The organism is Pectobacterium sp. CFBP8739 (genome assembly GCF_013449375.1).
In the GTDB taxonomy this organism is placed as follows: Bacteria; Pseudomonadota; Gammaproteobacteria; order Enterobacterales; family Enterobacteriaceae; genus Pectobacterium.
This window is the reverse complement of sequence record NZ_JACDRR010000025.1, coordinates 20,816-38,197: the sequence shown is the minus strand read 5'-3', so window position 1 is coordinate 38,197 and position 17,382 is coordinate 20,816. Positions and strand designations below refer to the sequence as shown.

At 49.9% G+C, this 17,382-nt stretch carries 19 protein-coding genes; 11 read left to right on the top strand and 8 right to left on the bottom strand.

Translation table 11 applies throughout. The features are described from left to right. Positions 1-20: 20 nt before the first annotated feature. On the bottom strand, positions 21-986 hold the full coding sequence (locus H0247_RS16975) for a calcium/sodium antiporter (RefSeq protein ID WP_180743588.1): 966 nt from the start codon (positions 984-986) through the stop codon (positions 21-23). Positions 987-1,276: 290 nt separating this feature from the next. Between H0247_RS16975 and mlaF the strand changes: the two genes are divergently transcribed. From mlaF to murA, 7 genes are all read left to right on the top strand, one after another. Continuing rightward, on the top strand, positions 1,277-2,089 hold the full coding sequence (gene mlaF / locus H0247_RS16970; RefSeq protein WP_180743587.1) for a phospholipid ABC transporter ATP-binding protein MlaF: 813 nt from the start codon (positions 1,277-1,279) through the stop codon (positions 2,087-2,089). A gap of 7 nt (positions 2,090-2,096) precedes the next feature. Next, positions 2,097-2,879, top strand: coding sequence for a lipid asymmetry maintenance ABC transporter permease subunit MlaE (mlaE, locus tag H0247_RS16965; protein ID WP_180743586.1), 783 nt, complete (start codon positions 2,097-2,099; stop codon positions 2,877-2,879). 4 nt (positions 2,880-2,883) lie between these two features. Then, positions 2,884-3,450: an outer membrane lipid asymmetry maintenance protein MlaD gene (mlaD, locus tag H0247_RS16960; RefSeq protein ID WP_180743585.1), complete on the top strand. Its 567-nt coding sequence runs from the start codon at positions 2,884-2,886 to the stop codon at positions 3,448-3,450. A gap of 12 nt (positions 3,451-3,462) precedes the next feature. Continuing rightward, entirely contained in the window at positions 3,463-4,092 is a 630-nt protein-coding gene (mlaC, locus tag H0247_RS16955) for a phospholipid-binding protein MlaC (protein ID WP_180743584.1), read from the top strand. A gap of 13 nt (positions 4,093-4,105) precedes the next feature. Then, on the top strand, positions 4,106-4,396 hold the full coding sequence (mlaB, locus tag H0247_RS16950; RefSeq protein WP_180743583.1) for a lipid asymmetry maintenance protein MlaB: 291 nt from the start codon (positions 4,106-4,108) through the stop codon (positions 4,394-4,396). Between the two features lie 123 nt (positions 4,397-4,519). Further along, positions 4,520-4,774: a BolA family iron metabolism protein IbaG gene (gene ibaG / locus H0247_RS16945; RefSeq protein ID WP_010280170.1), complete on the top strand. Its 255-nt coding sequence runs from the start codon at positions 4,520-4,522 to the stop codon at positions 4,772-4,774. An 82-nt stretch (positions 4,775-4,856) separates the two neighbouring features. After that, on the top strand, positions 4,857-6,119 hold the full coding sequence (gene murA / locus H0247_RS16940) for a UDP-N-acetylglucosamine 1-carboxyvinyltransferase (RefSeq protein ID WP_180743582.1): 1,263 nt from the start codon (positions 4,857-4,859) through the stop codon (positions 6,117-6,119). A gap of 108 nt (positions 6,120-6,227) precedes the next feature. Here murA and degS read toward each other — a convergent pair whose 3' ends face one another. From degS to zapG, 3 genes are all read right to left on the bottom strand, one after another. Continuing rightward, positions 6,228-7,325, bottom strand: a complete 1,098-nt coding sequence (degS, locus tag H0247_RS16935; RefSeq protein WP_180743581.1) for an outer membrane-stress sensor serine endopeptidase DegS — start codon at positions 7,323-7,325, stop codon at positions 6,228-6,230. A gap of 213 nt (positions 7,326-7,538) precedes the next feature. Then, positions 7,539-8,909, bottom strand: coding sequence for a serine endoprotease DegQ (degQ, locus tag H0247_RS16930; protein WP_180743580.1), 1,371 nt, complete (start codon positions 8,907-8,909; stop codon positions 7,539-7,541). A gap of 257 nt (positions 8,910-9,166) precedes the next feature. Next, on the bottom strand, positions 9,167-9,571 hold the full coding sequence (gene zapG / locus H0247_RS16925) for a Z-ring associated protein ZapG (protein ID WP_010296674.1): 405 nt from the start codon (positions 9,569-9,571) through the stop codon (positions 9,167-9,169). Positions 9,572-9,792: 221 nt separating this feature from the next. Between zapG and zapE the strand changes: the two genes are divergently transcribed. The 3 genes from zapE to rpsI all read left to right on the top strand — a co-directional run bounded on the left by zapE (position 9,793) and on the right by rpsI (position 12,018). Continuing rightward, positions 9,793-10,944 (top strand): cell division protein ZapE, encoded by a 1,152-nt coding sequence (zapE, locus tag H0247_RS16920; RefSeq protein WP_180743628.1) that lies wholly within the window; start codon positions 9,793-9,795, stop codon positions 10,942-10,944. Positions 10,945-11,181: 237 nt separating this feature from the next. Next, a complete protein-coding gene (rplM, locus tag H0247_RS16915) occupies positions 11,182-11,610 on the top strand; it encodes a 50S ribosomal protein L13 (protein WP_012773011.1) in 429 nt (142 codons plus the stop codon). 15 nt (positions 11,611-11,625) lie between these two features. Further along, entirely contained in the window at positions 11,626-12,018 is a 393-nt protein-coding gene (gene rpsI / locus H0247_RS16910; RefSeq protein WP_039346610.1) for a 30S ribosomal protein S9, read from the top strand. Positions 12,019-12,119: 101 nt separating this feature from the next. On the opposite strand, the gene H0247_RS16905 is transcribed toward rpsI, so the two are convergent. From H0247_RS16905 to H0247_RS16890, 4 genes are all read right to left on the bottom strand, one after another. Further along, a complete protein-coding gene (locus H0247_RS16905) occupies positions 12,120-12,389 on the bottom strand; it encodes a DDE-type integrase/transposase/recombinase (protein ID WP_180743579.1) in 270 nt (89 codons plus the stop codon). Positions 12,390-12,643: 254 nt separating this feature from the next. Next, complete coding sequence (locus H0247_RS16900) at positions 12,644-13,402, bottom strand: FadR/GntR family transcriptional regulator (RefSeq protein WP_180743578.1); 759 nt, start codon at positions 13,400-13,402, stop codon at positions 12,644-12,646. An 80-nt stretch (positions 13,403-13,482) separates the two neighbouring features. Beyond that, positions 13,483-14,769 (bottom strand): MFS transporter, encoded by a 1,287-nt coding sequence (locus H0247_RS16895; RefSeq protein ID WP_180743577.1) that lies wholly within the window; start codon positions 14,767-14,769, stop codon positions 13,483-13,485. Positions 14,770-14,824: 55 nt separating this feature from the next. Further along, a complete protein-coding gene (locus tag H0247_RS16890) occupies positions 14,825-15,592 on the bottom strand; it encodes an SDR family oxidoreductase (RefSeq protein WP_180743576.1) in 768 nt (255 codons plus the stop codon). 329 nt (positions 15,593-15,921) lie between these two features. Here H0247_RS16890 and H0247_RS16885 point away from each other — a divergent pair, with 329 nt between their 5' ends. Continuing rightward, positions 15,922-17,172, top strand: coding sequence for an enolase C-terminal domain-like protein (locus tag H0247_RS16885; RefSeq protein ID WP_180743575.1), 1,251 nt, complete (start codon positions 15,922-15,924; stop codon positions 17,170-17,172). Positions 17,173-17,382 lie beyond the last annotated feature (210 nt).

Genomic DNA, 17,382 nt, shown 5'->3' with positions numbered 1-17,382 from the left:
TAATTATGAAAAACAGTTTCTTATGAAAAAAAGAACAACACCGTCAGATAGGCGATAAACGCGCAGCATAATAATGCGCCTGCACCTTGTCCTATACGGCGTTCTTTACTGAGGCACAGTACGGTTAACAACACGCTCGCCGCCAGCATGACCCAATAGTCGCGTTGAAAAACCTGAGGATTCAGTGCGCCCGGCGAGAGCAGGGCGGGAACGCCCAAGACAATCGCGATATTAAAAATGTTCGAGCCAATCAGGTTGCCCAGCGCAATATCATCTTCTTTCTTCAACGTCCCGACGATGGCGGTCGCCAGTTCAGGCAGGCTAGTACCGATCGCCAATATTGTTAGCCCGATGGTCAATTCACTGACGTCGAAGTAGCGAGCAATGACGGTGGCGTTATCCACCACCATACGAGCGGCCATAGGTAAAATAATCAGGCCGAGAATCAACCACAACACGGCCACCATCTGGCTGCTGTCATCCTGCGGGAGTTCCGCCAGTTGTTCGCGCGTCAGGCTATCGCCGCCTTCTCGCTGTGCCTGCTGCGCCATACGCAGTATCAACACCAGACACAGAACGGCGGCGAAGAGCAGCATCATGCCGTCTGTGCGGCTCAGGTAGCTATCATGCAGTAAAACGCCACACAATAAAGTGACGGACAACATGAGCGGCAATTCCCGGCGCAGGATGGCTGAATGTACCGTTAGCGGCCGAATGAGCGCCGCGCTGCCGAGAATGAGTAAGATATTGGTGATATTAGAGCCGATAACATTACCGACGGCCATATCGTTCTGATCGTTTAAGGCGGCGGTAACGGAAACAATCAGTTCGGGTAGCGAGGTGCCGAAGCCGACAATGGTGATACCGATAACGAAAGGCGGTAAGCCAAGAGAACGCGCAAGCACGGCGGCGCCATAGACAAGACGATCGGCACCGTAAACCAGTAGTAGCAAACCAACGATCAAAAGTAGTGTTGCAAAGAGCATGCAGCGTCCTTTAATAGGATATAATCACCGGCTTGTTGTCGAATAAGTCAGCATTTCTGGACGATTTTCGCACAAAAAGCATTTTCTGTGATGAATGCTAATTCTGACGGTGCTTGGCGAAAAAGTAAAACCTGTCGCGATAAGTAAAACCCAGTAACGGTTTGTGCCGCCATTTTGGACAAGAACTTACGGTAAGTTTTTGTAAAACTCGCACCTTGATGAAAGCCAGCCATTAGGCTGGAGTAAAAGACGCTCTGTATAAGCGTACTGATGGGTAAGGAATGGAAATAATGCACCATGAGGCAACTAATCTGGTTGAGATCCGTGGTCTTAGCTTTCGGCGCGGAGAGCGAGAGATCTTTACGGACATCACGCTGAATGTGCCTAAAGGCAAGGTCACCGCGATCATGGGGCCTTCCGGCATTGGTAAAACCACGCTGTTGCGCCTGATTGGTGGGCAGCTACAGCCGGACAGCGGCGACATCTGGTTTGATGGCGAGAATATCCCGTCGCTGTCGCGCAGCGAACTGTACAACGCGCGCAAGAAAATGAGCATGTTGTTTCAGTCCGGGGCGTTATTCACCGATTTGAACGTGTTTGATAATGTCGCCTGGCCGCTACGTGAACATACTAAGCTGCCGGAATCGCTGCTGCGCAGCATCGTGATGATGAAGCTGGAAGCGGTGGGGCTACGCGGTGCATCGGAACTGATGCCTGCGGAACTGTCCGGCGGTATGGCGCGGCGCGCGGCGCTGGCGAGAGCCATTGCGCTTGACCCGCAACTGATTATGTTTGATGAGCCTTTTGTCGGGCAGGATCCGATCACGCTGGGGACGTTGGTGAAGCTCATCGATGAGTTGAACCATGCATTGGGCGTGACCTGCATTGTGGTTTCTCACGATGTACCAGAGGTGATGAGCATCGCCGATTACGCGTATATCGTGGCCGACAAACGGGTGGTAGCAGAAGGAACGGCAGATGAATTGCGGGCGAACACTGACCCACAGGTTCGTCAGTTTCTGGACGGTATCGCCGACGGGCCAGTGCCTTTCCGTTTTCCGGCGGGCGACTATAAAACGTCGCTGCTAGGTTCAGGGAGTTAACGCAGTCATGTTATTACGGACGTTGGCGTCGTTGGGGCGTCAGGGAATCTCCATTAGTGCGGCGTTTGGGCGTGCTGGGCTGATGCTGTTTAATGCGCTGGTGGGTAAACCCGAATTCAGAAAACAGTGGCCGCTATTGGTGAAACAGCTTTACAGCGTTGGCGTGCAGTCGCTGCTGATCATCATGGTTTCCGGCCTGTTCATTGGCATGGTTTTGGGGTTGCAAGGCTTTATCATCCTGACGACTTACAGCGCCGAGGCCAGTCTGGGCATGATGGTGGCGCTGTCGCTGCTGCGTGAGCTTGGTCCGGTAGTGACGGCATTGCTGTTCGCGGGCCGTGCGGGTTCCGCGCTGACGGCAGAAATTGGCCTGATGAAGGCGACAGAGCAGCTTTCCAGCATGGAGATGATGGCGGTCGATCCGCTGCGTCGCGTTGTCGCGCCGCGCTTCTGGGCAGGATTAATCAGCATGCCACTGCTGGCGGTGATTTTTGTCGCGGTGGGTATTTGGGGCGGCGCGCTGGTCGGGGTGGACTGGAAGGGCATCGACAGCGGGTTCTTCTGGTCTGCTATGCAGGGCGCGGTTGACTGGCGTCAGGATGTCTTGAACTGCGTGATTAAAAGTATCGTATTTGCGATTACCGTGACCTGGATTGCACTGTTTAACGGCTATGACGCGATCCCGACGTCTGAAGGGATTAGCCGTGCAACGACCCGAACCGTCGTGCACTCGTCGTTAGCGGTACTGGGATTGGATTTTGTGCTGACAGCACTGATGTTTGGGAACTGAGTCGATGCAAACAAAGAAAACTGAAGTCTGGGTTGGTGTGTTTATGTTGATCGCGCTGGCTGCCATCCTCTTTTTATGCCTGAAAGTCGCCGATCTCAAATCGATCGGTAGTGAGCCGACGTATCGTCTGTACGCGACGTTTGACAATATTGGCGGGCTGAAAGCGCGTTCTCCGATCCGCATTGGCGGCGTGGTCATTGGCCGCGTGGCGGATATTTCGTTGGACGAGAAAACGTATCTGCCGCGCGTAGCGATGGATATTCAGCAGCGCTACGATCATATCCCTGATACCAGCTCTCTGGCCATTCGTACGTCTGGTTTGCTGGGCGAACAGTATCTAGCACTGAACATTGGGTTTGAAGATGAAGAAATGGGCACGACTATCCTTAAGGATGGCGGTGTGATTCAGGACACCAAGTCAGCGATGGTGCTTGAAGATCTCATCGGTCAATTCCTATATAAGAGCGGCAGCAATAGCGACGATAATGCCGGTGAAGCGGATACTGAGGCGGGTGCCGATCCTGCGGCACCCCCTGAGCACAACAACGAACCTGTTCCTTCACATCCATAAGAGGATATCTGCATGTTTAAACGTTTACTGATGGTGGCTTTACTGGTGGTCGCGCCATTAGCCAACGCGGCGGATCAAACGAACCCTTATCGTTTAATGAATGAAGCGGCGGAAAAAACCTTTGATCGTTTAAAGAACGAGCAACCAAAAATCAAACAAAGCCCCGACTATCTGCGTACTATCGTACGTGAAGAACTGCTGCCGTATGTGCAGGTGAGATATGCCGGCGCGCTGGTGCTGGGTCGCTACTACAAAGATGCGACACCGGCACAACGTGATGCCTACTTCAAAGCGTTTGAAGCCTATCTGGAGCAGGCTTACGGTCAGGCCCTGGCGATGTATAACGGGCAGACTTACCAGATTGCGCCAGAACAGCCGCTGGGCAATGCCGATATCGTTTCCATTCGCGTGACCATCATTGACAACGGTGGCCGCCCTCCCGTACGTCTGGATTTCCAATGGCGTAAGAACAGCAAAACGGGTAACTGGCAGGCGTATGACATGATTGCTGAAGGCGTCAGTATGATCACCACGAAGCAAAACGAGTGGGCGACTATTCTGCGTCAGAAAGGCGTTGATGGCCTGACTCAACAGCTGGAATCCTCAGCGAAGCAGACCATCACGTTGGATCAGAAAAAGTAATTTGGGTGTGAACATGGCGAACGCATTGAACTGGCAGGCGCAGGATTCCACGTTGGCGTTAACGGGCGATCTGGATCGTGAAACGCTGTTACCGTTCTGGCAGCAGCGTGAAGCGTTGCTCGCGGGTAAAACCGTGTTGGATGTGTCGGGGTTAAACCGCGTTGATTCTGCTGGCTTGGCATTGCTGATGCATGTTTATCAGCAGCCCTCTTCAGGTAGTGAGATAACGATTATCGGTGCCAGCGATCGGCTAAAAACGCTCATTGCGCTCTATAACCTGAATGAAATCATCCCTGTGTCTTAACTTGTCATGCCGATGCCTGATTTCCCCTTCAGGCATCGGCGCATTCTTTGTTTAAGATAGCGCCATATTCATCTAAGATACCTCCCTGTAAATCATCTCCCCCTGACATAGAAATCGAGAGCGATGGAAAATAACGAAATTAAAGACGTGCTGATGAACGCATTAGCACTGGAAGAAGCCCATGTTTCTGGTGATGGCAGCCATTTTCAGGTCATCGTGGTGGGCGGACTTTTTGCTGGAATGAGCCGAGTAAAAAAACAGCAGGCTGTTTATGCGCCGCTGATGGAGTACATCGCGGATAATCGTATTCATGCACTGTCAATCAAGGCCTATACGCCGGAAGAGTGGCAACGCGACCGTAAACTGAACGGCTTCTAAATACGCTCCGTGTGTGAGCTGAGAGAAATCGCCTGTATCAGTGTGATGAAATAGTGAATTAAGACATCGAGATACAAAGACTATGGATAAATTTCGTGTTCAGGGCCCCACCCGTTTAGCGGGGGAAGTGACCATTTCTGGCGCCAAGAACGCTGCGTTGCCCATCCTGTTCGCTGCGTTGCTCGCAGAAGAACCGGTAGAAATTCAAAACGTTCCGAAACTGCGCGACATTGATACCACCATGAAGCTGCTGGGTCAGTTAGGCGCGCGCGTTGAGCGCAATGGCTCCGTCCATGTGGATGCCAGCGAAGTAAACGTATTCTGTGCGCCGTACGAGCTGGTGAAAACCATGCGCGCATCCATCTGGGCTCTGGGGCCGCTGGTGGCGCGTTTTGGTCAAGGTCAAGTATCGCTGCCCGGCGGCTGTGCGATTGGTGCCCGCCCAGTAGATTTGCACATTTACGGCCTTGAGCAGCTTGGTGCGCAGATCGTGCTGGAAGAAGGCTATGTAAAAGCGACGGTTGATGGTCGTCTGAAAGGCGCACACATCGTGATGGACAAAGTGAGCGTGGGCGCCACGGTCACCATCATGAGCGCAGCGACGCTGGCGGAAGGTACTACGATTATTGAGAACGCCGCGCGTGAGCCGGAGATTGTCGATACCGCAAACTTCCTGAATACGCTAGGCGCGAAAATCAGCGGCGCAGGCAGCGATAAAATTACCATTGAAGGTGTTGCACGTTTGGGCGGCGGTGTATACCGCGTGGTGCCTGACCGCATTGAAACCGGGACATTTCTGGTGGCGGCAGCCGTATCTCGTGGACAGATTATCTGCCGCAATACTCGTCCTGATACGTTGGATGCGGTACTGGCGAAGCTGCGCGAAGCAGGCGCAGAGATTGAAATCGGCGAAGATTGGATCAGCTTGGATATGCACGGTAAGCGTCCGAAAGCCGTTACCGTTCGCACGTCACCGCATCCGGGTTTCCCGACCGATATGCAGGCGCAGTTCAGCCTGCTGAATCTGGTTGCGGAAGGAACGGGCGTGATTACCGAAACCATCTTCGAAAACCGCTTCATGCATGTACCTGAACTTATCCGTATGGGCGCACAGGCGGAAATTGAGAGCAATACGGTGATTTGCCACGGTGTTGATAAGCTGTCTGGTGCGCAGGTGATGGCGACTGACCTACGCGCGTCAGCCAGTCTGGTATTAGCCGGTTGTATCGCGGAAGGTGTGACGACAGTGGATCGTATTTATCACATTGATCGTGGCTATGACCGCATCGAAGATAAGTTGCGTGCGTTAGGTGCAAACATCGAGCGTGTTAAAGAACACGAATAAGCGTTTCTGTCGTTTAATCTTCAAATGCTGTTTTTAGCCGGGTGGGTTCCCACCCGGTTTCTTGTTTGTCTGCTGATGGTGTTTTATCAACTTGCGCTTTGAATACTGCTATTGGTTGGGAAATTCCTGAATCGTCATTTGTAGTGTGATTTGCTTATTATCGCGCTCAATAGTGACCGGAATGACGGTGCCTGGACGTATTTCTGAAACTTGCTCCATGGTTTCAATAATCGAACGTGCAGGCTTATTGTTCACGCTTACGATGACATCTTCGATATGGATCCCCGCTTTATCTGCTGGTCCGCCAGGGTCGATAGTCTGCACAAGAATACCGGTTAATCGCCCTTGTGCATTACGGCTGTTGGTCGACGTACTGTTCTCAAAGTTTTCGAGCTGCACACCGTTGACGCCAATATAACCACGCACGACGCGACCATCGCGGATGAGCTTGCCCATCACCTTAGTCGCCAGCGCCACGGGAATCGCGAAGCTAATGCCTTCCGGCGTTTCGCCGTTGCTACTTTTATCAAAAGATAGGGTATTGATACCGACCAGTTCACCGAGCGTGTTGACCAGCGCACCGCCGGAGTTCCCGTGGTTAATGGACGCATCGGTTTGCAGCAAGTTTTGACGTCCGACTTGGCTTCGTTGCTGACCATAAGCGCTGAGGCTGACGCGGCCAGTGGCGCTGATGACACCCTGAGTGACGGTTTGCCCCAGATTATAAGGGTTGCCGATTGCCATCACGACATCGCCAACGTGCGGGAGACGGTCGGCATTTATCGGAATAACGGGCAGATTGACGCCATCAATTTGCAACACAGCTAAGTCGGTCAGGGAATCGGAACCGATCACGCGGGCTTCGTACAACCTGCCGTCTGACAGTTCTATCTGGATCTGCTGCACGTTATTAATCACGTGCTTGTTGGTTAAAATATACCCTTTTTCATTCATGATGACGCCAGACCCCAGGGGGTGAATAGCGACTTCGCTGGGTTTTTCTTGATTGGCAACTCGGTTGTAAATGTTAACCACAGCAGGCGCAGCACGGCTCACTCCCTGATGATAGCTGACAGGCGAACCATCTGCCTGTCTGTTACTACTTTTCAGAAACGACGAACCAGACCCAATGAATGGGAGGACGGCCAGAATAATACCGGCGACGAGGGCACCAAAGAGTGCTGAACGCAATAACTTAGCAAGCATGGCCGTGATTTACTGTGAAAAAGAGAGGTAGGGGGAGGATATCACGAGAAGTTCGGACACCGCATGATTCGGTGTCCGATTTTTTATGGCGTGTCATCCCTGGCCGCCACCCTTACGGGCCGTTGCTGATACAACGTTAAAAATTTCTCCCAGAAATTTTTTAACATCAACGGCTTTCTGCTTGGTTACTCTACCGAAAAAGACGACAGGTGATTAACGTAGCAGCAGATAAATCGTTTCTTCGCCCCGGACGATATTCAACGCCAGAACGGAAGGCTTCGCTTCCAGCAGTTTGCGCAGTTGCGTGATGTTTTCAATACGCTCGCGGTTCACGCCGATGATGACATCGCCTTTTTGCAGACCGACCTGTGCCGCAGGGGTGTCCTTAGCAACGTTATCGATCTGTACGCCTTTGCTGCCGTCTTTCAATTGACCATTAGTCAGAGAAGCACCCTGTAATGACGGTGAAAGCGTTTCGGCGCTGGTTGATGCCGATGAGCTGTTATCCAACACGACGGACACTTCCTGCGATTTGCCATCACGCAGCAGGCCGATTTTCACGGTCTTGCCTGGCGCAGTGGTGCCGACTTTCGCCCGCAATTCCGCAAAGCTGCTGATCGGTTTACCATCCAGCGTCGTCAACACGTCGCCTGCCTTGATCCCAGCTTTCGCAGCGGCAGATTTCGGTAAGACTTCGCTGACGAAGGCACCACGTTGTGCATCGACGTTGAAGGCCTTCGCCATTTCCGACGTCATCTCGCTGCCTTTAATACCCAACAGACCGCGTTTGACCTCGCCAAATTCAACCAGCTGTTGCGCTAGATTCTGGGCCATGTTGCTAGGGATCGCGAAACCGATACCGATGTTCCCGCCGCCTGGCGCCAGGATCGCGGTGTTGATGCCGATCAGCTCACCATTGAGGTTAACCAACGCACCGCCGGAGTTACCACGGTTGATAGACGCATCGGTCTGGATGAAGTTTTCCAATCCTTCCAGATTCAACCCGCTACGCCCCAGTGCAGAGATAATACCGGACGTCGCAGTCTGACCAAGGCCGAACGGGTTACCCACGGCAACGGCAAAATCACCGACGCGCAGTTGATCGGAATCGGCCATTTTTACAGAGACCAGATTTTTGGCGTCATTCAGCTGTAGCAGGGCGATATCGGTCTGCTCATCACGCCCAATCAATTTCGCCTCATACTCACGTCCGTCATTAAGCTGGACGCGAATTTTGTCGGCGTTATTGATGACGTGATTATTAGTGAGCACGTAACCTTTCACGGCATCAATAATGACGCCAGAGCCCAGCCCTTCAAACGGGCGAGAATTTTGTTTGTCCGTCGGGAAGTTCGGGCCAAAGAAAAACTTGAACTCTTCCGGTACACGCTGACGCTGTACCTGTGTACCTTCAACATGCACGCTGACGACGGCTGGCAAGACTTTTTCCAGCATCGGGGCCAGACTTGGCGTCTGTTGACCTTGAACCACGGCAGGCAGCGCAGCATTTGCAGCGGGAAGCGTGGACAGGGTCAAACCTATACTCATTGCCAGTGCACTAAATAGTAATGATGTTTTTTTCATTGTTATTAACTCTCTCACGGCCTGCGGATGAATAAAACGATGATATATAAACTTAAAGACACGGTGAAGAGTCAGACTGGCGATCAATGTGTAAAGTTCACTGCTGTTTCGTCAGCAGATTGTAACTATCGCGTTTTAGTGCGTGATCGGACGATGGCAGCCTGTGGTATGCGTCTTAAACGTACGAGCGTTTTAAGCGTAGAACAAGAGAGGGGAAAGCGTGAGGCAGACTGCCTCACGCTTAGAGGGAAACTGAATTACTTGCGAATCGGGCGTTCGCCCCGCAGCAGGCCTGATGCACCGTCGGAATAATCGCGCGGCGGCATGTTCACCGGAGCCTGATCGTTATCGGCTTCTGATTCGGTCAGACGATATTTAAACGGATTATCCTGACCGGGAACGTGAGGTAGCAGATTATTGGAGCTTTTCGCCATGTGCTGATAAAGCTGACGATAATCATCCGCCATGTTATCCAGCAGCTCCGCACTGCGGGCGAAGTGACCCACCAATTCCTGACGATAATCTTCCAGTTCGGTTTTGCTTTTCTCCAGCTCATTCTGCAAGACCTGCTGTTGCCGCAACTTACGGTTACCAAAGCGCATGGCTACAGCACCAATAATAATACCGACAACTAAACCTATCAGCGCATACTCCCAAGTCATAATCGCTCCTATTTTGACGTCGTTGTCCCGTAGGGTTTTTCACTTAATAATAGTCACTATAACCGTTAACCTTGCCTGAGTGGAATCCTGATGCTCGATGACAGAAAGGAATGTTGACCTACCGCAGACATCAAGGTTGTTAACTGCGACGATTACGGCTTAAATCGACGGCAACACACAGCAAAACACGACTAACTTTTTTCTCAGGGATTGCGATGGCTATGGTTATTCCACAGACAACACAACAGCAAACAACACCCTTGGCGCTTTATCAGCAGGCGCTTTCCGCTGGTGAATATCAGCCGGACGAGGTGCAACGGCAAACCGTTGTGCGCCTGGAGGCGATACATCAGGCGTTATGTGAACGCGCTGCTGATGGCGATGCGGGGGCATCTGACCGTGTGGGGAAATGGCGTAGCTGGCTGGGGCGGCGTAATAAACGCGAATCAGCTCCAGTTCAAGGGCTGTACATGTGGGGCGGCGTCGGGCGCGGTAAAACCTGGCTGATGGATATGTTTTTCCACAGCTTGCCGGCTGAACGCAAGATGCGCCTGCATTTTCACCGTTTTATGCTGCGTGTGCATGAAGAGTTGAATCAGTTTCAGGGGCAGGAAAATCCGCTGGAGAAAGTGGCTGATGGTTTTAAGGCTGAAACCGACGTCTTGTGTTTCGATGAATTCTTCGTCTCTGATATTACCGATGCGATGTTGTTGGCTGAGCTGCTGCGTGCGCTGTTTGCTCGCGGTATTGCGCTGGTGGCGACATCAAATATTCCGCCGGACGATCTCTACCGCAATGGATTACAACGTGCACGTTTTCTTCCAGCGATTGAGCTGATTAAACAGCATTGTGAAGTGCGTAATGTCGATGCAGGTATCGATTATCGTCTGCGTACGCTAACGCAGGCACACCTTTATCTTTCTCCGCTGGATGAAAAGACGGATGCTGCGATGCAGCAGATGTTCACTCGCCTGACCGGGAAACCGTGGCAGACGCCGGGGCCGGTGCTGGAAGTCAATCATCGCCCGTTGGCGACACTTGGTGTGAGTGAGGGGGTGCTGGCGGTCGATTTCCACACGCTGTGTACTGAAGCGCGCAGCCAGAATGATTACATCGCGCTTTCGCGTCTCTACCACACGATGCTGCTGCACAATGTGACGGTGATGGAAACGAAGGAAGAAAACACGGCCCGCCGTTTTCTGGCGCTGGTGGATGAGTGCTACGAGCGCCGCATCAAATTGATTATTTCTGCGCAGGCATCCATGTTTGATATTTATCAGGGAGAGCACCTGAAATTTGAATATCAGCGTTGTCTATCCCGTTTGCAGGAAATGCAAAGTGAAGAATACTTACGACAGCCCCATTTGGCGTAATGCAGGCTGCGGTTTTTTAGTCATTTTCGTGTGAAAAAAGGTCGATCTTTGGGAATGACTTCTCTATAATCTTGCGACCCCACGTTACAACAAAGTTTTTTTCCCAAAAACTTTATAGTGCCGGCAATGGCTATTCGAAGGGGTAGGTTTGCTGGACTTGATGGTCGTGTGAGCCTCAACTGTTTTTGAGCGTTTGGGTGTTCACCAACGTGTAACTAATTATTGGGTAAGCTTTTAATGAAAACTTTTACAGCTAAACCAGAAACCGTAAAACGCGACTGGTACGTTGTTGATGCGAACGGTAAAACTTTAGGCCGTCTCGCTACTGAACTGGCTCGTCGTCTGCGCGGCAAGCATAAAGCGGAATACACCCCGCACGTTGATACAGGTGATTACATCATCGTTCTGAACGCTGACAAAGTTGCTGTAACTGGCAACAAGCGTAACGACAAGATTTATTATCACCACACCGGCCACATCGGTGGTATCAAACAAGCGACCTTTGAAGAGATGATTGCCCGCCGTCCTGAGCGTGTGATTGAAATCGCGGTTAAAGGCATGCTGCCGAAGGGCCCGTTGGGTCGTGCTATGTTCCGTAAACTGAAAGTTTACGCGGGCACCGAGCACAATCACGCGGCACAGCAACCGCAAGTTCTGGACATTTAATCGGGATTATAGGCAATGGCTGAAAATCAATACTACGGCACTGGTCGCCGCAAAAGCTCCGCCGCTCGCGTGTTCATCAAACCGGGCAACGGTAACATCGTTATCAACCAACGTAGTCTGGAACAGTACTTCGGTCGCGAAACTGCCCGCATGGTAGTTCGTCAGCCGCTGGAACTGGTCGACATGGTTGAGAAACTGGATCTGTACATCACCGTTAAAGGTGGTGGTATCTCTGGTCAGGCTGGTGCGATCCGTCACGGTATCACCCGCGCTCTGATGGAGTATGATGAGTCTCTGCGTAGCGAACTGCGTAAAGCTGGTTTCGTTACTCGTGATGCTCGTCAGGTTGAACGTAAGAAAGTCGGCCTGCGTAAAGCACGTCGTCGTCCTCAGTTCTCCAAGCGTTAATTTCTGGCTGCTTTGCAGCGAAATCAATGCAAAAAACCCGGTGCTGGTCACCGGGTTTTTTATTTGGCTCTGTCGCATTAGCAGTGGCAAGTCAGTAAAACTTAACGTTTTCGATTATTCAGGTAGTTACGCTGCTTGAGCATAATGGTCTCTTCATCTGCTTTGTCGTTATTGAGTCTGGCCAGAACTGCTGTATTAGCGGTACCCTTATCAAAGGTGACGATTTCCGGTCCGTCATGATGACGTATGGTTTTTCTGAAAAAGCTCAGTGCAATTGCAATCTCTCGTTCCGCCGTCAGCTGAAAGTCAATCGCTTGGCCGACAGTGCCGCCAGCCTTGTATCGGTATTTTAACTTTAATGTAGATCTCATCTATACGCCAGTGGCGTCCTAGGTGACGTCTATGGTGGTGAAAGGTCTGGTTCAGACGCCATCTTTTTCAAATTGCAGAGGCTCAAGCTATCATCCCTATACAAGCAAACACACTGAGTAATGACATGGACGGATAATGCAGGCGTTTAAGGGATTTTTTGATCAAATATATGGCCAGGCAACATTTTGAAAAACCAGTATATTACCTGAACTGACGTTTAATGCCACAAAGCCCTTTTATCTGTGCAGCCTGCTTACTGATTTATTTCACCAGTTGAGTCTCCAACTGGCAGATCTTTTATAGCAACTGTATCTGCTGATTTAATTTTTTCGATGGCAATAACATTGCCTGACATTGCTTCATTGAGCACTTCTACCGCCGTACTGGCATCACGATTTTTGATCGCCATGTAGACCTTGATATGGGCTTCCACGCTTTCAAGGGTGATACCGAGCGCACGGTTAAGCTCTTCAAGATAGTAGTAATAGATGTCTTTAATTGAATTCATTACGTTGTAAAAAACGCTGTTGTGCGATGCTCTTACAATCGCCAGATGAAACTTGTAGTCCGCTTCCGAATACTTTTTGTAGTCGCCTTTGTTGATTAGCATACTGTTCAGCGCATCTTCTAGCTGGCGAATGTCTTCAGCGGTGGCGTGCATGACTGCGAGTTCCACGCATTTGAACTCTACAGTCTGACGGAAAATCATCATATCGTGAAATTCTTCGCGGCTCAGATGCATTATTGGGCGGGGATCGTTACTCAACATCTGAGGCGTGAAGTTCTCGCTCACATAACTGCCGCTGCCTTGCCGCGTCACAACAATCCCCAAGTCACGAAAACGCTGCACCGCGCTGCGAACGCTGACTCGACTGACGTTAAATGAGGTAGCTAGCTCGGCTTCTGAGGGTAAACGGCTAGCCGGCGCCCAACTACCATCCAGTAATTTTTCGCTTATCTGATCATAAATTTCATTTACAACATTCTGTTTTTGAATTGATTTTATGCTCAATATAGATATCCGCAGTCAGTTTAGAAACGCCACACAATATATCATTTTTAAAATCAAAGCGCCCAAGCGGGCGCCCGATCTTAACAAGTTTGTACTTTTACTGCTGTGGATTTTTTAGTGTTAAATGAGGTGAGCGAAGTGAGTAGCACAGCTACAACCAGTGATGCCCCCATAAAGACATAAGAAGCACCTGGACCACCTGTTAAGCCATTCAGATAACCGACAATCCATGAACCGACAAATGAACCTAAAGCACCAAAGCTTACGATAAATGCCATCGCACCAGCCATTACATTACGCGGGATCATTTCCGGTATTGCGGCAAAGAATGGTCCGTAAGGAGTATACATCGCACCACCGGCAACCATTAGCAAGACATACGAGAGCCAGAAATTGGATGCTCCAACGGTAAACGACCCAATAAAGCAGATTGCGCCCAATCCTAAGAACAGAAGAACAATGATTTTACGGTTCAGAAATTTATCTGAATACCAAGATGCACCTAACATAAGTGGCACAGCTAATAAGTAGGGTGCAGCAGATAGCCAACCTGTTGCTACGATGCTCAATCCAGATGCTGATTTCAAAATAGAGGGTAACCACATAATGAAACCATACATCCCAATATTCCAGAAGAAATGTATAAAAGAGAGTGATAAGACTTTTCTGGAGCGAAATGCTTCGCTGTAGTTTTTAATTTCTTTAATATTGGTTTGTTCGGCTGCCAGTGCTGTTTCAATATCTTCTTTTTCTTGCTCTGTTAACCATTTCGCATCCGTGGGACGGTCAACAAACACAAACCACCATATAGCAGCCCAGATAATAGCGGGGACGCCTTCTATAATAAACATACCGCGCCAGCCAAAGGCATCAACGAGGTAGCCTGACAGAACTGACATCCAAAGTACGGTGATGGGGTTGCCAAGAAAAAGGAAGGTGTTGGCTTTTGACCTTTCTTTCTTAGTAAACCAATGACTTAAAAAAACAAGCATAGCAGGCATCACGACACTTTCAGCCACGCCAAGCAGGAAGCGAATAACTGCCAGCACCTTAACGTCGTGGACCATACCGGTCGCCGTTGCTAATATCCCCCAGAGAATTAAACTCCAAAAAATAAGTTTTTTGGCACTTCTTTTTTCAGCATAAATACCACCTGGCACCTGAAAGAAAAAATACCCAAGGAAGAACAGTGCGCCCAATAGTGAGGAAATCCCTGGTGTGATATTAAGATCCTCAGCCAGACCAGAAGCTGCGCCAAATCCATAATTAGCACGATCGAGATAGGCAAGGCTATAAGTAATAAATGCTAGTGGAATTAACTTACGCCAGCGAATTGGCGCTAACTTTTTTTGTATATTTTGATTCATGATGTTTTCCCGTTTAATTACTGTCATTCGCTTAACGAATGACAGTAGGTGTAAATTACAGCACTGCGAGCCAACCGCCATCAACGTAAATAATTTGCCCGTTGATATAATCTGATGATTTGGATGATAAGAAGACGGCGGTGCCTATTAGCTCTTCAGGACGCCCCCAACGCTGAGAAGGGTTACTGCTTTTCACCCAGCTATCGAACTGCTTGTCTTCGATAAGCGCCGTGTTCATGTCGGTCATAATGTAGCCTGGTCCAATGGCGTTGGTCTGGATATTAAACTGTGCCCATTCTGCGGCCATCGAGCAGGTGAGCATTTTGATGCCACCTTTTGCTGCTGTGTATGGGGCGACGGTCGGACGGGCCGCTTGGCTGGTGAGTGAACCGATATTAATGATTTTGCCGCCACTGTTGCGTGCAATCATCCGTTTCGCCGCAGTGCGAGAGACCAAGAATGCGCTGGTCAGGTTGGTGTCGATCACCTTTTGCCAATTTTCCAACTCCAGTTCGACCATCGGTTTGCGGTACTGAATCCCTGCGTTATTGATCAGGATATCAACATGGATCCCTTCTGCATCCAGTTTGCTAAAAGCTTCCTCAATCGCCTGTTCATCGGTAACGTCAAAAGCTACGCCACGCGCATCGTAGCCCTTGCTTGTTAGCGTATTCACTGATGCGACCAGCAGTGTATCGCGAATATCATTCAGGATGACCCGTGCACCCGCAGCCGCAAGGCCCTCAGCGTAGGCAAAGCCCAGTCCACGTGCAGAACCTGTTACCAACGCTGTTTTCCCGGTTAAATCAAATAAAGCGGACATGTTGTTTCCTCACTCGTTTAATTTGTATGACGACTGTCTTTTTAAAGGTTGGATTTTCGTCTTGATAAAATCAATATCTCACTCATAAATTTGCAACAAAGATCACAGCATCTATGAGTCATGGCTATTTATATTAATCTAATTAGTTGAATAATATGTTTTTTATTTTTTTAAATAATGAAGTTTGATCTCTATCACATAATGATATCCTCAGAATATCTCTGTAAAGAAAGCGTGATATAACACCCGTAATTTGTAGGACGACTTACAAATATGTATTGTCCACAGCGGTACAACGTGTGGTAAATTCGCTGAGTTGAGGAGTGAAAATGAGTGATCTGAAAATAACAAACGTAAAGACGATTCTAACGGCACCGGGTGGCATTGATCTGGTTGTCGTCAAGGTCGAAACCAATCAGGACGGTTTATACGGTTTGGGATGTGCAACCTTCACCCAACGTATTTTCGCGGTTGAAGCGGCCATTAATGAGTACATGAAGCCTTTCCTGATCGGAAAAGATCCTTCTCGTATTGAAGATATCTGGCAGTCCGCTGTCGTGAGCGGCTATTGGCGCAATGGGCCGGTGATGAACAATGCGATCTCGGCTATCGATATGGCGCTGTGGGATATCAAGGGTAAAGTCGCTAACCTGCCGGTCTATGAATTGCTGGGCGGCAAATGCCGTGACGGTATTCCGCTTTATCGCCATTGCGATGGTGCGGATGCGGTCGCGGCGGAAGATAACATCCGTGCGGCAATGGAAGAAGGGTATCAGTATGTTCGTTGTCAGATGGGTATGTACGGTGGAGCCGGGACGGAAGACCTCAAACTGATTGCCACTCAGTTGGATAAAGCCAACATCACGCCGAAGCGCTCACCAAGAACGAAGACGCCTGGCATTTATTTCGATCCTGATGCTTATGCCAGAAGTATTCCGGCATTTTTCGATCATCTGCGTAATAAGATTGGGTTTGATGTTGAATTTATTCATGATGTTCATGAGCGGGTATCGCCGGTTACCGCGTTGCAAATGGCGAAGTCCCTGGAAGATTACAAGCTCTTTTATCTTGAAGACCCCGTCGCGCCAGAGAATGTTGATTTCCTTAGCGTGATGCGCCAACAAACATCCACTCCAATCGCGATGGGAGAACTGTTTGTTCATGTTGCCGAATACAAGCACCTGATAACCAATCATCTGATTGATTTTATTCGCTGCCATATCAGTATGATCGGTGGGATTACGCCAGCCAAAAAACTGGCGACACTTGCCGAGTTTCATGGTGTGAGAACCGCCTGGCATGGTCCGGGGGATATCTCTCCTATCGGCGTAGTTGCGAATATGCACATTGATATGAGCATTACTAATCTGGGTATTCAAGAATATACGCCGATGAATGAAGCGCTACGGGACGTTTTCCCCGGCTGCCCAGATATTGAAGGCGGATACGCGTACCTGAACGATAAGCCAGGATTAGGGATTGATATCGATGAGCAAAAAGCGAAGCAATTCCCTGTTGAAGGTGGATTGCCGTCATGGACGAATGCACGCTTGCCGGATGGCACGGCGGCACGACCTTAACCGCCGGCTTAACGGCGTCAATGTGCTTTAATTTCGATTACTTAGAAGCCGATGCCCCTCGTCGGCTTCCTGGCACCTGGTGGTTCAGCGCAGGCTAATGCCGGGGGATAGATTATTCTCTGGCAGCGTTGTTTAGACTTCTCGATTGCAACTGAAAATTTGTATTTAATAAAAAAATACTTATTTATCATTTCGTTAAATAAGATTATC

Coding starts and splice junctions, on each gene's coding strand:
- mlaF (WP_180743587.1), top strand. CDS start 1,277: ATGCACCATGAGGCAACTAATCTGGTTGAGATCCGTGGTCTTAGCTTT.
- degQ (WP_180743580.1), bottom strand. CDS start 8,909: ATGAAAAAAACATCATTACTATTTAGTGCACTGGCAATGAGTATAGGT.
- mlaD (WP_180743585.1), top strand. CDS start 2,884: ATGCAAACAAAGAAAACTGAAGTCTGGGTTGGTGTGTTTATGTTGATC.
- degS (WP_180743581.1), bottom strand. CDS start 7,325: ATGCTTGCTAAGTTATTGCGTTCAGCACTCTTTGGTGCCCTCGTCGCC.
- ibaG (WP_010280170.1), top strand. CDS start 4,520: ATGGAAAATAACGAAATTAAAGACGTGCTGATGAACGCATTAGCACTG.
- zapG (WP_010296674.1), bottom strand. CDS start 9,571: ATGACTTGGGAGTATGCGCTGATAGGTTTAGTTGTCGGTATTATTATT.
- rplM (WP_012773011.1), top strand. CDS start 11,182: ATGAAAACTTTTACAGCTAAACCAGAAACCGTAAAACGCGACTGGTAC.
- zapE (WP_180743628.1), top strand. CDS start 9,793: ATGGTTATTCCACAGACAACACAACAGCAAACAACACCCTTGGCGCTT.
- mlaE (WP_180743586.1), top strand. CDS start 2,097: ATGTTATTACGGACGTTGGCGTCGTTGGGGCGTCAGGGAATCTCCATT.
- H0247_RS16975 (WP_180743588.1), bottom strand. CDS start 986: ATGCTCTTTGCAACACTACTTTTGATCGTTGGTTTGCTACTACTGGTT.
- mlaC (WP_180743584.1), top strand. CDS start 3,463: ATGTTTAAACGTTTACTGATGGTGGCTTTACTGGTGGTCGCGCCATTA.
- H0247_RS16895 (WP_180743577.1), bottom strand. CDS start 14,769: ATGAATCAAAATATACAAAAAAAGTTAGCGCCAATTCGCTGGCGTAAG.
- H0247_RS16905 (WP_180743579.1), bottom strand. CDS start 12,389: ATGAGATCTACATTAAAGTTAAAATACCGATACAAGGCTGGCGGCACT.
- mlaB (WP_180743583.1), top strand. CDS start 4,106: ATGGCGAACGCATTGAACTGGCAGGCGCAGGATTCCACGTTGGCGTTA.
- H0247_RS16885 (WP_180743575.1), top strand. CDS start 15,922: ATGAGTGATCTGAAAATAACAAACGTAAAGACGATTCTAACGGCACCG.
- H0247_RS16890 (WP_180743576.1), bottom strand. CDS start 15,592: ATGTCCGCTTTATTTGATTTAACCGGGAAAACAGCGTTGGTAACAGGT.
- rpsI (WP_039346610.1), top strand. CDS start 11,626: ATGGCTGAAAATCAATACTACGGCACTGGTCGCCGCAAAAGCTCCGCC.
- murA (WP_180743582.1), top strand. CDS start 4,857: ATGGATAAATTTCGTGTTCAGGGCCCCACCCGTTTAGCGGGGGAAGTG.